Source organism: Arthrobacter sp. AOP36-A1-22 (assembly GCF_052377615.1).
In the GTDB taxonomy this organism is placed as follows: Bacteria; Actinomycetota; Actinomycetes; order Actinomycetales; family Micrococcaceae; genus Arthrobacter_H.
On sequence record NZ_JBQSWX010000007.1, the window covers coordinates 13,671 to 31,074 of the forward strand.

13 protein-coding genes are annotated in these 17,404 nt (G+C 63.4%); 9 read left to right on the forward strand and 4 right to left on the reverse strand.

The window, feature by feature from the left end; all coding sequences use genetic code 11:
- Positions 1-5: 5 nt before the first annotated feature.
- The 4 genes from ACT3S2_RS05995 to zorA all read right to left on the reverse strand — a co-directional run bounded on the left by ACT3S2_RS05995 (position 6) and on the right by zorA (position 7,155).
- Positions 6-3,059, reverse strand: coding sequence for a DEAD/DEAH box helicase (locus ACT3S2_RS05995; RefSeq protein WP_444561378.1), 3,054 nt, complete (start codon positions 3,057-3,059; stop codon positions 6-8).
- Between the two features lie 33 nt (positions 3,060-3,092).
- A complete protein-coding gene (locus tag ACT3S2_RS06000; RefSeq protein WP_444561379.1) occupies positions 3,093-4,592 on the reverse strand; it encodes an EH signature domain-containing protein in 1,500 nt (499 codons plus the stop codon).
- Positions 4,593-5,291, reverse strand: a complete 699-nt coding sequence (locus ACT3S2_RS06005) for an OmpA/MotB family protein (protein ID WP_444561380.1) — start codon at positions 5,289-5,291, stop codon at positions 4,593-4,595.
- Between the two features lie 73 nt (positions 5,292-5,364).
- Positions 5,365-7,155, reverse strand: a complete 1,791-nt coding sequence (gene zorA / locus ACT3S2_RS06010; RefSeq protein WP_444561381.1) for an anti-phage ZorAB system protein ZorA — start codon at positions 7,153-7,155, stop codon at positions 5,365-5,367.
- Between the two features lie 393 nt (positions 7,156-7,548).
- Here zorA and pyrR point away from each other — a divergent pair, with 393 nt between their 5' ends.
- The 9 genes from pyrR to gmk all read left to right on the forward strand — a co-directional run bounded on the left by pyrR (position 7,549) and on the right by gmk (position 17,402).
- Positions 7,549-8,154: a bifunctional pyr operon transcriptional regulator/uracil phosphoribosyltransferase PyrR gene (pyrR, locus tag ACT3S2_RS06015; RefSeq protein WP_444561382.1), complete on the forward strand. Its 606-nt coding sequence runs from the start codon at positions 7,549-7,551 to the stop codon at positions 8,152-8,154.
- Entirely contained in the window at positions 8,151-9,131 is a 981-nt protein-coding gene (locus ACT3S2_RS06020) for an aspartate carbamoyltransferase catalytic subunit (protein ID WP_444561383.1), read from the forward strand. Before pyrR ends, ACT3S2_RS06020 begins: the two co-directional genes overlap by 4 nt.
- A 14-nt stretch (positions 9,132-9,145) precedes the next feature.
- A complete protein-coding gene (locus ACT3S2_RS06025) occupies positions 9,146-10,480 on the forward strand; it encodes a dihydroorotase (protein WP_444561384.1) in 1,335 nt (444 codons plus the stop codon).
- Positions 10,477-11,022, forward strand: a complete 546-nt coding sequence (locus tag ACT3S2_RS06030; RefSeq protein WP_444561385.1) for a PH-like domain-containing protein — start codon at positions 10,477-10,479, stop codon at positions 11,020-11,022. The genes ACT3S2_RS06025 and ACT3S2_RS06030 overlap by 4 nt, the downstream gene beginning before the upstream one ends.
- The gene (gene carA / locus ACT3S2_RS06035) at positions 11,019-12,206 is read left to right on the forward strand and encodes a glutamine-hydrolyzing carbamoyl-phosphate synthase small subunit (RefSeq protein ID WP_444561386.1); all 1,188 of its coding nucleotides are present in this window, start codon (positions 11,019-11,021) and stop codon (positions 12,204-12,206) included. Before ACT3S2_RS06030 ends, carA begins: the two co-directional genes overlap by 4 nt.
- Entirely contained in the window at positions 12,206-15,505 is a 3,300-nt protein-coding gene (carB, locus tag ACT3S2_RS06040; RefSeq protein ID WP_444561387.1) for a carbamoyl-phosphate synthase large subunit, read from the forward strand. Before carA ends, carB begins: the two co-directional genes overlap by 1 nt.
- 3 nt (positions 15,506-15,508) lie before the next feature.
- On the forward strand, positions 15,509-16,357 hold the full coding sequence (gene pyrF / locus ACT3S2_RS06045; protein ID WP_444554903.1) for an orotidine-5'-phosphate decarboxylase: 849 nt from the start codon (positions 15,509-15,511) through the stop codon (positions 16,355-16,357).
- Positions 16,358-16,476: 119 nt separating this feature from the next.
- Positions 16,477-16,812 (forward strand): integration host factor, actinobacterial type, encoded by a 336-nt coding sequence (gene mihF, locus ACT3S2_RS06050; protein WP_444554904.1) that lies wholly within the window; start codon positions 16,477-16,479, stop codon positions 16,810-16,812.
- Between the two features lie 11 nt (positions 16,813-16,823).
- Positions 16,824-17,402 carry a guanylate kinase gene (gene gmk / locus ACT3S2_RS06055; protein ID WP_444554905.1) on the forward strand — a complete coding sequence of 193 codons (579 nt, stop codon included), beginning with the start codon at positions 16,824-16,826 and terminating at the stop codon, positions 17,400-17,402.
- Positions 17,403-17,404: the final 2 nt, after the last annotated feature.

A 17,404-nucleotide genomic window follows, 5' to 3' on the forward strand; every position in this document is an offset into this window, starting at 1 on the left:
CGGAACTACTCCAACCCCAAAGCGGAAAGCATTTCCTTCTCGGACACGGCCTCAGGAACCACGACGGCATCCTTGAGATCCAACTTCTGCTGCAACAGTTGGTTGAGGTTCAGGTCAAAGGAACGAATTGAATCATCGGGATGGATAGCCAACGGCAGGTAGACATGTACCGGCCGTTGTTGCCCAATGCGATAGATCCGATCAGTAGCCTGTGCTTCCTTGGCAGGATTCCAATGACGTTCCAAATGGATGGCATGGTTTGCGGCGGTCACGGTCAGGCCCGTTCCGGCAGCAACCGGTGATATGATGATGACGCCGAATCCTTCCCGCCGCTGAAAGTCCGCGATGAGTTGTTTGCGTGAGGGGGACCGGTCACCGGCCAAAGCTTGGGTATCGCCATTGATGATGTGGACCCGCACGCCATAGCGGTCTTGGAGCCACCGGGCCATGAGCCGTTGAAGCATTTTGTCGATGAGGAAGACGATGGCTTTCTCGCCGCCCTCACGCACCTGGTCGAGAATTTCCAAGGTCGCCTCCACACGGGCGGCGGCTTCGGGAGACACCTCTCGGGCAGCGGGACTCGCATGGCGATCCACAGGATGGAGGCTGACCGTCTTCAGCCCTTGAAGTGTCTTCAGGGCCGCCCCCTTTTTTCCCGAGCGGGCAGAATGGCTGCTGAGCGCCTGAAGGTATTTATGCGCTTGTTCCTCCGGCATATGACGATGGAGCTCCGGCATATAGTCGAGGCCGACGCCGGGCAGTCCACTATGGATCGTCTTCGGAGGCAGATTTTTCAGGTGCTCTTCCTTGATGCGCCTGAGCATGAACGGGCGGACGTGCTCGGCTAGTGCCCGTCCCTTGGCCAGCTGCACTTCAGTACTGGAGTTCTCGACCGAGCGTACCCACTCGCGATTGAACTCCGGCCAGGTGCCCAAGAGGGCTGGCTGTGCCGTGTCCATCAGCGACCAGAGGTCCTTGAGCCGATTCTCCACGGGGGTGCCGGTGCAGATGAGTTTGAACCAGGCCTTGAGTCCCTTGGCTGCTCGCGCTGCCAAAGTCTCCGGGTTCTTGGTCTTTTGCGCTTCGTCGAAGATGACTGCGCCCCATTCGACCTGCCCGAGAGAGAGTTGATAGGACGCGAGTGTCTCGTAGGTGGTGATGACCAATCGGCCGGGTTGGTCGAGGCGGTCCTCTCCTGCCTGAGGACCAACGGCGAGGGAAAGCGTGAGGTCATCTTCGGCCAGCATTCCCGCGGCGTCGAGTAGCGAAGCACTTGCTGCGCTCTCTCGCTGCGCCCCACGGTATTTGAACCGATTTAGATCCTCGCTGGCTTGAAGGACAACCACGTCGTTGAAGGGAGAACGGGTAAAGGTCTCCGATATTTCATCTTTCCAGTTGTCGATGAGCGAAAGTGGCAAGACCGCCAGCATGGGTCGTGGTTCATGACCGCCGCGTTGTTCGAGCTTCTTCATTTCCCTGAGAGCCACCAGGATCATGAACGTTTTACCTAGGCCCATGTCGTCGGCAAGGATGGCCCCCTGGATCCGTGCCCCTTGATCGCGCCGGCCAGCGAGAGCCGCGGACATGAGCCGGACCATCCACTCGATGCCTTCACGTTGGTGCGGGAACGGTTCGCGGCGGAGACCGGAATATTCGATGGGAAAGTGCAAGTCTGCTTCCAGGGCAGCCGTTCGCAGCCGGGCACTGAGCGAATGGGCTTCTCTGATGATGAATCCCACCTGGACTGCGTCGTCGGCTTTTCCGGGCAGCGGAGACACCGGCTCAAGGAATTTTTGACGTGCACGAAACAGAGATGCGTCGACCCGCTGACTATCACTGATGTCGACCAGATGTTCGCCACACGTGGCGATGGATGCGCGACCGGAACGAGCACGTTGAACTGATTCCTCGACTTCCGTGAGTGCGTCTTCTGTTTCTGCGATTTCGGCCAGTATTTCTGGTTCCAGGACCTCATCGGCTTCATCGATCCATTGGATACCGGACTCCGCCGCCTCGTTGAAGGACACCGGCGCCAACACGCCGATCCCCTTGACCCGAACACTGAAAACACCTTCCATATCAACTTTTTCAGCATCGATAAAGCTACCGGGGGCCTCATAGAAATCACCGACACGTTCTGCCGGGATGTGGGGATGGCGATAGATCTCCCGAACGCCATCCATCTGTTCCTTTTCCAAGAGAATAAGGTCGTTGTCGATCCTGAGGACATTCTCATCGCGATCCAGGGCGAGCTGGTGTCGTCGTTCCCGCAGCTCACCGGGACCGTGCCCCGTCCCAAGATTCGGTGACAATGCCAGGGATCCATCGCCCATTTCCTCGACGGTCAGTCCTACCTTTTCCGGGGTGCTCGTCTGAAAACGTTGGAAGTAGCCAAGGTCAAGTGGAAAGGCGGTCCCTACCGACGAGGAAGAGTCGACGTCTTCGTCCAGGTCATTGGGGCGGAATTCCTTGGCTTCAAGCTGCGCCCTCTGTAATTGAGCGATCAGCCGAACGTTGGCGATCTCGCCCCGGTCCTCCGTCGCCATAGCTTGGTGGGAATCAATGGCCGCGAGAGCATGCATCACCGGGCTCGTGAGCCTGTACCAACTGCCGCCGGTCTGGAGGAAGGCACCAGCTCGGGTGTATGGCTCCGGATGCTCTCCCCGCAAGGCCCGAACCGAGAACTCAAAGGATGCTGAGGTGGTGTTGCTCCGTCGCTCAACACTGAATTTTCCCGAATACGTTGACGGAAGAGCAAGAATCGTGGCGACGTCGTCACCGAGCCGGGCGATGTCCTCAGTTGAAACCGAAAACCCGATGCCAGGTAGCTTGAGTGCGCTTCCAGCTTCTTCGAGCATGGACAAGACGATGAACTGGTCTGCGATCGTGGCGGCACCGCCACCGGCGTCCAAGGCATCCAAGTTTTCCTGATTTGTCGTCCATGTCGCCCCAGTCGCGTCCATGTGGAGCTCGAGACGGGTGGTATCTAGCGCGGCAACATCCGCAGGCGTGGAATCAGTCGCCTTCGCGCGTTGCCTGTTCCTATCGAACAAGCCCATCTGGTCATCCTTTCGTTGGCGCCCTGAGAGTCGCTATTTCGCTGGACGTCTGATGCCGAACCGTACGGCGTAGTTTCGGTAGGTGTTGGGATCTAGAAGACTCTTCTCCGGCAACCAAATGTCGTGATCAATCAAGAAGTCCATGGCCTTGAATTGCCAGGTCCCGTTTTCGGAACCTTGGTGGGTGACATCAACATAGGCGGACGGATAAACATTGGATCGAAGGAAATCTTGTGGAACATCTTCGCGAAGGAACCCAGGGGTGAAAGTCCCCTTGCTTCGGTCGCGCAGCGCCGCGGCTGGTTTGCCGACATAGACCCACAACCGGAAATTATGCGAACCTTCAACCAAATGGAAATCGCCGCAGTCCACGAAGATGATGGATTTTTGGGAATCTTGTTTCAGAAGGGCAATGTCCGAGCGTAACGATTTTCCGAGCCGCTCGCGTACGTACTTCGTCGCTTGGTTGCCGAGGATCAGGCGTGTTTCCTTGATGAGGCCAAGCCCGAGAAGTCCTTCGAGGAAGGCCTTTCTTCCGGGGAACATGCGCTGGAGATCTTCTTGGCCCGAGCGAATCCCGTATTCTTCGACAGCTGCCAGAAAGAGACCGAGGTCCTGGGCACTAAGCCACGACTTGACCCGGTCGATGCACGATTGGGGGAGGGGCCTCCACCATTCAAACCACTCTCTGGTGTGTTCTAGCCGGGGGTCCCTGGCGATAGTCAGGATGGTATCGAGCCAAGCCGTCCCGGGCTTCTGGTCCTTATCCGACATGGCTTGAAGGATCTTATGTCCGAAATAGCCGCCTTGAACTGGGGCCTTAAAGACCGACGGTTGGGTGAGTTCGGCTAGGAAGTCGTGATCCGTGGCGGGATCCGCGTCGTGAATCTGCTGAACGTAGTACCAAAGCCGGATTTGTTCGCCGTAGTCTCCACCATCGAACCCCGGGAGTCCGGCTCCATCTAGAAACTCCTCGAGGCTTCGCCCATTCCGGATGGAGTTTCGAGCAACTGTCTCCGGGCCTGTCGGGTCAAGAATCAGCTCCGCGTGACTTCGGGTAAATTCAATGACGTCCTTGCGATCCTGCTTTGCTTCAAGGTTGCCGATGGACTGTGTAATACGACTACTAAGCGCCGCAAGAAGTCCTGATTGCCAGGACTCCAACCGGCTGAAATAGCGTAGATGAACCATGAGCAACCCTGCAGTCGCCATGCGGGACAGCCTATGTGAGGAATCCCCGAGCAACTCCAGCGGTGTGATCCGCAAAGTGGAGGCCGCGATATCAGGTTCGTCATTCCACAACGAGATGAATGCCCGACCCATCTTCCTTTCGTTCAGGGCTGCAACAATTTCTGCACTGTCTCCGCGCAGAAGGACCTCTCTTGCCCTCCCGAGGAGAGGGGTAATACCTACCCCGGCGTTAGCGCTGCTCGATAGGCGACTGGCGTGGCTGAACAATCGCGCCCAGCCCTCAGTGGCTGCCACCTGCGATGAAGGGCTGAACAGTTCTGGGGCCGGGGGGCGCCCAAACATCTATTGACCAGCCTTATCGAGATTCTTGCTGATATCGAGTAGGTCATCCGCATCGGGACGTACGATGGTAAAGCGAATATCGATACGCCGGTTTGCAGCCCGATTCGCGTCGTTGTCCTGCTGTGAGGCGACGGGTCGGCTTTGTCCGTAGCCCGAGACGGAGAAGAGCAGCTGGCTGCTTTGGTTCTCGAGTTTTCCCAAATTCAGTGTGGGTGAGAGTTCCTCGTCCCATAGCGACCACAGGGAGATGGCCCGGAAGGTGGACAGACCCCAATTGCCTGTCCCTTCTAACCCCTTGAACACGACGTTGTCGGTATGACCCTCTACGAAGACGGTGTCCAAGAACTGCATGCGGTCATCGGTCTGAATACTCTCCGAAATCACGGAGCCAATCGATAAGGCAACGCCCTTGAATTCATCGTCAATGTCGTACGAGGCAGCAGCAAAGCCCAATTTTTCGCTGGGAATGCTTAGCACCGAGTTATTTTCAGTAATCAAGACATCGATACCGCGATCCTTGAGAGTCTTTTGCATCTCCTCCAGCATGTCCTTGCGGACAATTTCGGCTTCCCTCAGAGTCGAGACCTGTTCGTTGAATCGATCCTGCTGAACCTGGACTTTGTCTTGTTGTCCAGATAGCTCTTGCTGTTTCTCCGATAGCTGCAACACCAGAACAACCACCGCCAGGATGAAGATCATGACCAAGGCCGACATCAGGTCCGAAAAGGAAATCCAGAACGAGTCCCCCTCCTCGTTCGACTGAGACTTCGACCTACGCCGTGTGAACGCCACTCTTCACACGCCCTTTCAAATCGTCGATCTCCTCAAGGGTGTCTTGTAGGCCTTGTGCGATATTGAGCATCTTGCCTGCATACGCTTGACTCTGGGTGTTCCATTCCTCGAAGCGGTTTTGCGTCTGGTCGGATACCGCTGTCGAATATTCGTTGAGCCACTGCCGCATAGAATCCTGCGTAGCCTCCAGACGTGTCGTCAGACCATTGGTGAGGTGTTCAAATTCTGTGTGGAGCCCCTGGAGATAAGATTTTTGATGCTGTTCCAGGGCGGTGAAACCGTCCCTGGACGTTGCTGCAGCCTCGGTCAATGACTTTCCCGCCTCCTGCATATGACCGTGTAAACGTTTCAACTCTTCGCGTTGCTGCGCGAATGTGTCCACGATGCCTTGCTGTTGATCCACTGTTTGAAGCAGCTTTTCCGTTGAGGAATCCAGGAGCTCGGCGGAGGCCGACGTGCGTTCCCCAATAGTTGCGGACGCGTCGGTGAACGCATTCGCGGACTTTTCAAGGTCCCGTGATGCACTTTGTAAGTGCTGGGAGGAAGTCTTCATCGTCAGGCCGGCGGCATCAACGGTCTCGGCCAGGATGGCGACCACCTCTTCGGTATGGGTCCGTTGCTTCGACATGGCCACTAGCAACTCCTCCAACCGTTTTTGGGAGGCCTCGGACTGTTCGCCGGTCTTTTCCATCATGCCGTCGACCGTGGATGTCAGCCGTTCCATCATGCTGCTGAACTCACCACTCATGGCACCTAGGGATTCGCCGACGCTGCCTGCGGCCTCTCCCATTTGCTGCGCCTGCCGATTCCCGATGTCCTCGAACGAAGAGGCGAACTTTCCCACCAGGTGTTCAAAGACTTCACTTGACTGCTTCGACGCCGATTCACTGATCTGGGCCATCGCTGGCGTGACGGAGGATTCGAGGGCAGCAGTCACCGCTGCCTGCATGTCTTGAGACAATCCGGTCACTGCTCGTTGCAGCTCGACGCCGATCTTTTCGTGAAGCTCTTGCAGAGCAGTGTTCGAGTCCACGGAATTTCGTTCGATCTCGATAAGCGATCGTTCTGCCGTGTGTCGACTGAAGAGATGGTCGATACGTTCCTGGATCTTCTTGACGTGACGGGAGACTTGGTTGGCGACCCGATTGCCCCACATATTTGCCGCCAGGCTGAGTGAAACCCCAAGAATCGATGTCAGGAACGCCAGGGAGGCACCTGAGATCAGTTCACCGATGCCGGAACGCAATTCCGCGCTATCGGCATCGCTGCCCAGATCCAATCCCCAGAGACCCGCCACTAGCCCTACGAAGGTCCCCAACACACCCAGCGCGGTCAGAGCGGACGGGAGGAACTTTTGAATTCGGTTATGCAACACCTCGCCCGCCAGGGTTTCAGTGTCGAAGAAGTATTCAGCATCCACTGTGTTGAATAAACGGCGTCGGTCAGGGGACTCGACCAGCGACTCGTCGAACTCCATCCATGCTTCTGGCGCAGCCCGAGAGGATTCCCGGAGGGCACGGGCCGTGTCCAAGGCAGACTGTCGCATGGCAACGAGGTTCTCGTCGCTCAGTGGGGCAAGGATGGTCTCGAGCTGGCGAATCCGTTGCTGGGCCTTCTTTTGTCCGCGCTTGAGCGAATATCCGAACCAGGTAAAGCATCCGCCCAGAACCGGGACGAAGCAGATCAGCAGCCAGAAGGCCACCGGGGTCAGGTCCAGGCCCAAGAGATTGATGGTGCTGGCAGAGTGAATTTGGGCTGCACTAGGCAACATGATGTTTCCCCCCATAAGCGCTGCCGAGCAACATCACGTGATCAAGGAAGCGACGCGTAACAAGTTAGGCCATCGACTCTACTCTGCGCACGTCACCCCATAAAACTGATATTCCAATGTGCAACAGTGAAATGCCTACCGAAGTTCTCGAGGCTTCCAAGGACTCCTGGGTGTCTTTGAATAGCCTCACTTGACGAGATCAACGTGGAGGGCTTGACACGGACCGATCGTGGGAGTTTGACGGGCCAGAGACAGAACATGAGCAAGGCCTCGTGACACATATCCCCGCAGCGCCTACCCCCCCGGGCGGGAACCGGCGTCGTCCTGTGGTAATTTTGAGCGAGCAGTCACCCTTTAAATTCCGTCCAGTGAGGCGGGGAAGGAGGCGGCATCATGGAAACACACGGCGCCACCGACGAGACCGGGCCCACCGGTCCCAGCAGCGTTCGCACGGTTCTCTCCGAAGCCGACATCTCGCGTGTGCTCACCCGCATCGCGCATGAAATCATCGAAGCCAATAAGGGCACCGAGGACCTGGTCCTGCTGGGCATCCCCACCCGCGGCTTCCCCTTGGCCCAACGGCTGGCCCAGCGCATCGCCCGAGCCGAACCGGGCACCAATCCCGAAACGATCACCGGTCAACTCGACATCACCATGTACCGGGACGATCTACGCCACTCCACCACCCGCACGCCCTTGCCCACGAAGCTGCCCGCCGGGGGGATCGACGGCAAGGTCGTGGTCCTCGTCGACGACGTGCTCTACTCCGGGCGGACCATCCGCGCGGCCCTGGACGCCCTCTCCGACCTGGGACGACCGCGTATCGTGAGGCTGGCAGTGCTGGTCGACCGGGGCCACCGCGAACTGCCGATCCGGGCCGACCACGTCGGCAAGAACCTGCCGACCGCCTCCTCCGAAAAGGTGCGGGTCCGCCTCGGCGAACTGGACACCGACCACGGCGAACCAGTGAACGACGTCGTCATCGAGTCCCGCGCATGAGGCATCTGCTCTCCACCGCCGATCTGGCGCGCACCGATGCCATCCGGATCCTGGACATCGCCGAGGACATGGCCGCCGTGGGAACCCGCGAGGTCAAGAAGCTCCCGGCCCTGCGCGGGCGCACCGTGGTGAACCTGTTCTTCGAGGACTCCACCCGCACCCGCATCTCCTTCGAGGCCGCCGCCAAACGCCTCTCCGCCGATGTCATCAACTTCTCCGCCAAGGGCTCCTCGGTGTCCAAGGGCGAATCGTTGAAGGACACCGCCCAGACGCTCAAGGCGATCGGCGCCGACGGGGTCGTCATCCGCCACGGGTCCTCCGGGGCCCCGGCCAGGCTGGCCGCCGCCGGCTGGATCGACGCCCCGGTGGTCAATGCCGGGGACGGCACCCACGAACACCCCACCCAGGCCCTGCTGGATGCCTTCACGCTGCGCAACCACTGGGCGCAGGTCCAGGGCGTGGACTCCACCGGCTCGGACCTGACGGGCATGCGCGTGGTCATCGTCGGGGACATCCTGCACTCCCGGGTCGCCCGCTCGAACCTGTGGCTGCTGCGCACCCTGGGAGCCGAAGTCACCCTGGTCGCCCCGCCGACCCTGTTGCCGGTCGGCGCGGCCGCCTGGCCGTGCACCATCAGCTACGACCTCGACGCCACCCTGGCCGAAGGGGCGGATGCGGTGATGATGCTGCGCCTGCAGGCCGAACGCCAACATGCCTCCTTCTTCCCCAGCACCCGCGAATATTCGCGGATCTGGGGTTTCGACGACGCTCGGCTGGCCGCATTGGACACCCAGCCCGGCCGCGAGACGATCATCCTGCACCCCGGGCCGATGAACCGTGGGCTGGAAATCTCCTCGGCCGCCGCGGATTCCCCCCGCTCCACCGTGCTGGAACAGGTCAGCAACGGCGTCGCCGTGCGCATGGCCGTCTTGTACCTCCTGCTGTCCGCGGACCCACAGCAACCGGGCTCCCTCTGAGAATCGAGAAACACATGAGCACCACCACCTACCTCATCCGCGGCGCCACCCTCGGCGGGGCCGAGGAGACCGATCTGCTGCTGGTCGACGGCCTCATCGCCGCCGTCGGCCCCGACGCACGAACCCATGAAGCAGCGGCCACCGCAGAAGTCATCGAGGCCGCCGGGCTGATCGCCCTGCCGGGTCTGGTCGACCTGCACACCCACCTGCGCGAACCCGGACGCGAAGACGCCGAAACCGTCGAAACCGGGACCCGGGCCGCGGCCCGCGGCGGATTCACCGCCGTGCATGCCATGGCCAATTCCACCCCCGTGGCCGATACCGCAGGCGTCGTGGAACAAGTCCACAACCTGGGTCAGCGCAGCGGCTGGGTCGACGTCCGACCCGTCGGCGCAGTGACTGTCGGCCTGGCCGGGGAGCGCCTCTCCGAGATCGGCGCGATGGCCGACTCCCGGGCCCGGGTCCGGGTCTTCTCCGACGACGGGATCTGCGTCTGGGACCCGGTGCTGATGCGTCGGGCGCTGGAATACGTGAAGGCCTTCGACGGGGTCATCGCCCAGCACGCCCAGGAACCCCGGTTGACCGAGGGCGCCCAGATGAACGAAGGCGAGGTCTCCGCCGTCCTGGGGCTGGCCGGCTGGCCGGCGGTGGCCGAGGAATCGATCATCGCCCGGGACGTCCTGCTGGCCCAGCATGTCGGCTCGCGGCTGCATGTCTGCCATGTCTCCACCGCGGGCTCGGTGGAGATCATCCGCTGGGCCAAATCCCTCGGCATCAACGTCACCGCCGAAGCCACCCCGCACCACCTGCTGCTCACCGACGAAATGGTGCGCAGCTACGACCCCGTCTACAAGGTCAATCCGCCGCTGCGCCGCGAAGCCGATGTCATGGCCCTGCGCGCCGGACTGGCCGACGGGACCATCGACATCATCGGCACCGATCATGCACCGCATCCCTCCGAAGCCAAGGACTGCGAATGGGCGCAGGCCGCCATGGGGATGACCGGGCTGGAAACAGCGCTCTCGGTCGTCCAGCACACCCTGGTCGACACGGGCCTGATGAGCTGGGAAGGGGTCGCGCGCATCACCTCGACCACGCCGGCGCTGATCGGCCGGCTCACCGACCAGGGCCGTCCGTTGGCCGCCGGGGAACCGGCCAACCTGATCCTGGTGGATCCCGCGGCCCGCTGGACGGTGGACCCGTCGACGATGTCCACCAAGGGGCGGAACTCGCCGTTCGCCGGCATGGAACTGCCCGGCTCGGTCAGGGCCACGTTCTTCCACGGTCACCCCACGGTCCTCGACGGCGCCCTGGCCACCCCCCGTCCCTACACCGGAGCCCGCGCATGAGCGAATACACCCCGTACCTCATCGGCATCGTCGTCATCGCCGCCGTGGTCATCATCCTGATGCGCGTGGGTTGGCGTCATCGCCAGGGACGCCAGTCCGACGTCGCCGCCCCGGCCCCGACCCCCGACACCCTGGGCGCGCCCCTGGTGGAAGCCGTGGGCCAATACGTGAGCACGACGACGGCGGGGGACTGGTTGGACCGCATCAGCGTCCACGGCCTGGGCATGAAGTCCAATGCCGACCTCTCCGTGCACACCGATGGCGTGCTGTTCTCCCGCACCGGGGCCCCCGATATGTTCATCCCCGCCGCCGACCTGGAATCGGTGCGCCGGGAATCCGGCATGGCCGGCAAGTTCGTCGAAGCCGGTGGCCTGCTGGTCCTGGGCTGGCAATTGGGGGAACACCACCTCGATACCGGTTTCCGACCGCGACGGGCCGAGGACATGGCCCCACTGGTGGCAGCAGCCGAATCCCTCATCCCCGCAACCGGCGCCGCAGCGCCCAACCCCGACCGCACCGCACCGAAGAAGGACAAGCCATGAGCGTCAACACCACCCCCGAGCCGGCAGTACTGGTCCTGGAGGACGGCCGGATCTTCCGCGGCCAGTCCTATGGAGCCGGTGGCACCACCCTGGGAGAGGCGGTCTTCACCACCGGCATGACCGGCTACCAGGAGACCCTCACCGATCCCTCCTATGCCCGCCAGCTGATCGTCCAGACGGCCCCGCATATCGGCAACACGGGCATCAACGTCCAGGACAACGAATCCGATCGCATCTGGGCCGGCGGCTACGTCGTCCGCGACGCGGCCCGCCGTCCCTCCAACTGGCGCTCCGAAGGGACACTGGACGAGGAACTGGTCCGTCAGGGCATCGTGGGCATCCAGGGCGTGGACACCCGGGCCATCACCCGCCACCTGCGTGAACGCGGGGCCATGAAGGCCGGGATCTTCTCCGGGGACGACGCCGTGGCCCCCGACGCCGAGCTCGTCGCCCGGGTCGCCGCGCAGGAATCGATGGAGGGCTCCCAACTGGCCGAGGAGGTCAGCGTGAAAACCGCCTACACGGTGGAACCGGCCGACTACGGCTGGCAGGGCGAACCGCGCTTCACCATTGCCGCCATCGACCTGGGCATCAAATCCACCACGCCGGAGCGCTTGGCCGAGCGCGGACTGCGGGTGCACGTGGTCCCGGCAACCAGCACGTTCGAGGACCTCACCGCGCTGGAGCCCGACGGCGTGTTCATCTCCAACGGCCCCGGCGACCCGGCCACCGCCACCGCCCAGGTGGCCACCCTGCGCCGGGTGCTCGAGGCGCGGATCCCGTACTTCGGCATCTGCTTCGGCAACCAGATCCTGGGCCGGGCCCTGGGCTTCGGCACCTATAAGCTGCGCTACGGGCACCGCGGGATCAACCAGCCGGTCATGGACCTGTCCACCGGGAAGGTGGAGATCACCAGCCAGAACCACGGCTTCGCCGTCGACGCCCCCCGCGGGGGTGCCTTCCAGGCCCCCGAGCAGAAGTTCGGGCGGGTGGAGGTCTCCCACGTCTCGCTGAACGACGACGTCGTCGAAGGGCTGCACTGCCTGGACGTTCCTGCCTTCTCCGTCCAATACCACCCCGAGGCAGCCGCCGGTCCCCACGATTCCGCCTACCTCTTTGACCGCTTTTTCGACATGATGGCCGCCCACGGCGACCAGTCCACGAACTCCAAGGAAGAGAACTAATGCCCAAGCGCGAAGACCTCAAGTCAGTCCTGGTCATCGGGTCGGGCCCGATCGTCATCGGACAGGCCGCCGAATTCGACTATTCGGGAACGCAGGCGCTGCGTGTGCTGCGCGAGGAGGGCCTGCGGGTCATCCTGGTGAACTCGAACCCGGCCACCATCATGACCGACCCGGAGTTCGCCGACGCGACCTACATCGAACCCATCACCCCCGAGGTGGTGGAGAAGATCATCGCCAAGGAACGCCCCGACGCTATCCTGCCGACCCTGGGCGGACAGACCGCACTGAACACGGCCATCGCCCTGGACAAATCGGGGGCGCTGCAGCGCCATAACGTGGAACTGATCGGCGCGAACATCGAAGCCATCGAACTCGGCGAGGACCGCGAGAAGTTCAAGGGCGTCGTCGAACGCTGCGGGGCCGAATCCGCGAAGTCGATCATCGTGCACTCCATGGACGAGGCCTTCGCCGCCGTGGAGGAACTGAACTACCCCGTCGTCGTCCGCCCCTCCTTCACCATGGGCGGGCTCGGCTCGGGGATGGCCTACAACGCGCAGGACCTGCGCCGCATCGCCGGGGCCGGCATCCAGTACTCCCCGACCTCCGAGGTGCTCCTGGAGGAGTCCATCCTGGGCTGGAAGGAATACGAGCTGGAAATGATGCGCGACGCGAACGACAACGTCGTGGTCGTCTGCTCCATCGAGAACTTCGACCCCGTGGGGGTGCACACCGGTGACTCCATCACCGTCGCCCCGGCCATGACGTTGACCGATCGCGAATACCAGAAGCTGCGCACCATCTCGATCGCGGTCATCCGCGAGGTCGGGGTGGACACCGGCGGCTGCAACATCCAGTTCGCGATCGAACCCGACACCGGCCGGGTGGTCGTCATCGAAATGAACCCGCGCGTCTCCCGTTCCTCCGCGCTGGCCTCGAAGGCCACCGGTTTCGCGATCGCCAAGATCGCCACCAAGCTCTCCCTGGGCTACACCCTGGACGAGATCCCCAACGACATCACCCGCAAGACCCCGGCCAGCTTCGAACCGGCGCTGGACTACGTCGTGGTGAAGGTCCCGCGGTTCGCCTTCGAGAAGTTCCCGGCGGCGGATCCGACCCTGACCACCACCATGAAGTCCGTCGGGGAGGCCATGGCCATCGGCCGCAACTTCACCGAGGCCCTGCAGAAGGCGCTGCGTTCGCTGGAACAGCGCGACGCCCAGCTGCAGTTCACCACACCGAACGCGATGGACGTGCCCGGCCTGCTCGAACGCAGCCGGGTCGGCACCACCGGCCGGCTGGCCATGGTCCAGCAGGCACTGCTGGGCGGGGCGAGCATCGAGGAAACCTACGAGGCCACCGGGATCGACCCCTGGTACCTGGACCAGCTGGTGCTCATCAACGAGATCGCCGAACAGATCCGGGAGGCCGGCTCCCTCACCGAGGACGTGCTGCGTCTGGCCAAACGCCACGGTTTCTCCGACGAGCAGATCGGCGCGCTGACCCACACCCCCGAGGCAGTGGTCCGCGGGGTGCGTCATGCCCTGGGCGTGCGCCCCGTCTATAAGACGGTCGATACCTGTGCTGCCGAATTCGCCGCCTACACCCCGTACCACTACTCCTCCTACGACGAGGAGTCCGAGGTCGAGCTGCATGAGAAGCCCTCGATCATCATCCTGGGCTCGGGACCGAACCGGATCGGCCAGGGAATCGAGTTCGACTACTCCTGCGTCCACGCCACCATGGCGTTGCGGGAGGCCGGACACGAGACGGTCATGATCAACTGCAACCCCGAAACGGTCTCCACCGACTACGACGTCTCCACGCGGCTGTACTTCGAGCCGCTGACCCTGGAGGACGTGCTGGAGGTCATCCACGCCGAGGAGGCGACCGGCGGGGTGCTGGGCGTCTTCGTCCAGCTCGGCGGGCAGACCCCGCTGAAGCTGGCCCAGGAACTGGCCGACGCCGGGGTCCCGATCCTGGGCACCTCGCCGGAGGCGATCGACCTGGCCGAACACCGGGGTGCCTTCCAGCAGGTCCTGGACGCCGGAGGGCTCATCGCCCCGAAGAACGGCACCGCAGTCTCCTTCGAGGACGCCAAGCGCATCGCCGACGAGATCGGCTACCCGGTCCTGGTCAGGCCCTCCTACGTGCTGGGCGGCCGCGGCATGGAAATCGTCTACGACGAGCCGAACCTCGCCCGCTACATCGAACACGCCACCGAGATCACCATCGACCACCCGGTGCTGGTGGACCGTTTCCTGGAGGATGCCATCGAAATCGATGTCGACGCCCTCTACGACGGCACCGACATCTACGTGGGCGGCATCATGGAACACGTGGAGGAGGCCGGCATCCACTCCGGTGACTCCGCCTGCGTGCTGCCCCCAATCACCCTGGGCACCGAGGTCCAGGCCCGGGTGGCCGAAGCCACGCTGGCCATCGCCCGCGGGGTGGGGGTCCAGGGGCTGATCAACATCCAGTTCGCCCTGGCCTCCGACGTCCTCTACGTCATCGAAGCCAACCCGCGGGCCTCCCGCACGGTGCCGTTCGTCTCCAAGGCCACCGGGGTGCAGTTGGCCAAGGGGGCCGCCCTGATCGGGACGGGGGTCTCGATCAAGCACCTGCGCGAGGTCCACCACCTGCTGCCGGCCAGCGGCGACGGATCGCATCTTCCCGACGACGCCCCGGTCTCGGTGAAGGAGGCCGTACTGCCCTTCGCCCGCTTCCGCACCCCCGAAGGCCGGGTCGTCGACTCGCTGCTGGGCCCGGAAATGCGCTCCACCGGCGAGGTCATGGGCATCGACAAGTACTTCGACACCGCCTTCGCCAAGAGCCAGGCGGCCGCGAATTCGCCGTTGCCCACCCACGGACGGGTCTTCGTCTCGGTGGCCAACCGGGATAAGCGCTCCATCGTGCTGCCGGTGAAGCACCTGGCCGATCTGGGCTTCGAGATCGTCTCCACCGGCGGGACCGCCGAGGTCCTGCGCCGCAACGGCATCACCGCCACCGTGGTCCGCAAGGTCCGCGAAGGCACCGAGGACGGGGAAGCCACGATCGCGGATCTGATCACCGACGGCAAGATCGACATGATCCTGAACACCCCCTCGGGAGGCGATGCCCGCGGAGACGGGTACGAGATCCGGGCGGCCGCGACCTCGGTCGGCACCCCGGTGATCACCACGGTGGCCTCCTTCGGGGCGGCCATCCAAGCGATCCAGGCGATGCGCCAGTTCGAATGGTCGGTCACCTCCCTGCAGGAGCACGCCGAACGGCTCAACGACTCCCGCCAGGGGGCCTGAGCCGTGAGTGCACCGCACGACGCCGGCCGGGAGCCTTTCGGCTCCCGGCTGGCCCGGGCCATGGCCGTGCACGGTCCGCTCTGCGTGGGGATCGACCCGCATCCGGGGTTGCTGGCCGACTGGGCGTTGACCGACGATGCGGCCGGGGTGGAACGATTTGCCCTCTCGGTGGTGGAGGCCCTGGCCGGAGAAGTCGCCATGGTCAAACCCCAGGTCGCCCTGTTCGAACGCCACGGGTCGGCCGGAATGGCCGCCCTGGAACGGACCCTGGCTGCATGTTCGCAGGCCGGGCTGCTGTCCCTGGCCGATGCCAAACGCGGGGATATCGGCTCCACCATGGCCGCCTATGCGGACGCCTGGCTGCGCGATGGGTCCCCCCTGGCCGCTGATGCGGTGACGCTGAGCCCCTATCTGGGGTTCGGGTCGCTGCGTCCGGCCCTGGAGGCCGCCGCCGCCAGCGGCCGCGGGATCTTCGTCCTGGCGCTGACCTCCAACCCCGAGGGGGCCAGCGTCCAGCATGTCGGCGGGGCCGCCTCGGTGGCGCGGGGGATCGTCGAGGCCACGGCCCGGGAGAACCAGGGGGCGCAGCTGGGCTCCACCGGGTTGGTGATCGGGGCGACCGTCGGCCCGGCCCTGGAGGAACTGGGGATCGATCTGGCGGCCAGCCAGGCCCCGATCCTGGCCCCGGGGCTGGGGGCACAAGGAGCCACGCCGGAGGATTTGCGGGCGGTGTTCGGCGCGGTCTGGGACCAACTGGTGCCCACCTCCAGCCGCGACATCCTGCGCCATGGACCCGATATCGCGACGCTGCGCAGGGCCGCCATCGACGTCCAGGACTCCTTGCGCGGTTGAGTCGGCAGGCCTGCGACCATTGCGCCTGGTCCCAGGGTTCGCTAGGTTCGGATCACATCGTCACTAGGCACGTTCGGTTCCCGGTGACGACCGATTCCTAGTCGGCAGGGGATTACGCTATGGTTTTGAAGTCATTATCGGAGGAAGACCGTGCGAAGGCGAGGGCCAAGGCCCTGGTCTCGCGGACCCGCCGAGCCGAGGTGAAGAACAGCTTCGGCCGCGGCGAGTTGCCCATTGCGGAGCTGCTCGAGCTGGCCCGCAGCGATGAGGCGGTCGGACGCCTCCGCGTTGCGGATCTGTTGGAGTCGGTTCCCGGGATCGGTTCGGTCAGGGCCGCGGCGCTGATGGAACGCATCGGCATCTCGGCGAATCGCCGGTTGCGCGGCCTGGGACGTAAACAGCAGGCGGCGCTGCGGTCCCACTTCGACGACACGCCGCCACACGCAAAAAAGTAACAAAGGACACCATGCCGGCTTCCAGCCACCCGCCAGTCACCGTCCTCGCCGGCCCCACAGCAGTGGGCAAGGGGACCGTTTCCACCTACATCCGTGACCACTACCCGGAGGTGTGGCTCTCCGTTTCGGCGACGACACGCGACCCCCGGCCGGGGGAGCAGGATGGAATCCACTATTTCTTCGTGGGCCCGGACGCCTTCGACGAACTGGTCGGGGCCGGGGACATGCTCGAATGGGCGGTGGTCCACGGACGCAACCGCTACGGGACGATCCGCACCAAGGTCGCCGAAGCCGTGGCCGCCGGACGCCGGGTCCTGTTGGAGATAGACCTGCAGGGTGCCCGCCAGGTGAAGGAGTCGTTGCCGGAGGCGAAATTCGTGTTCCTGGCCCCGCCCAGCTGGGAGGAACTGGTCCGCCGGCTCATCGGACGCGGCACCGAATCGGAGGAGGAACAGCAAAGACGGCTCGATACCGCTAAACTGGAACTCGCTGCCGAATCCGAATTCGACGTCACCATCGTGAACGACGATATTCGGCGTGCAGCCGACGAGCTGGTTTCCCAGATGGGCCTGACTCCGCACCAGCGGTAGTC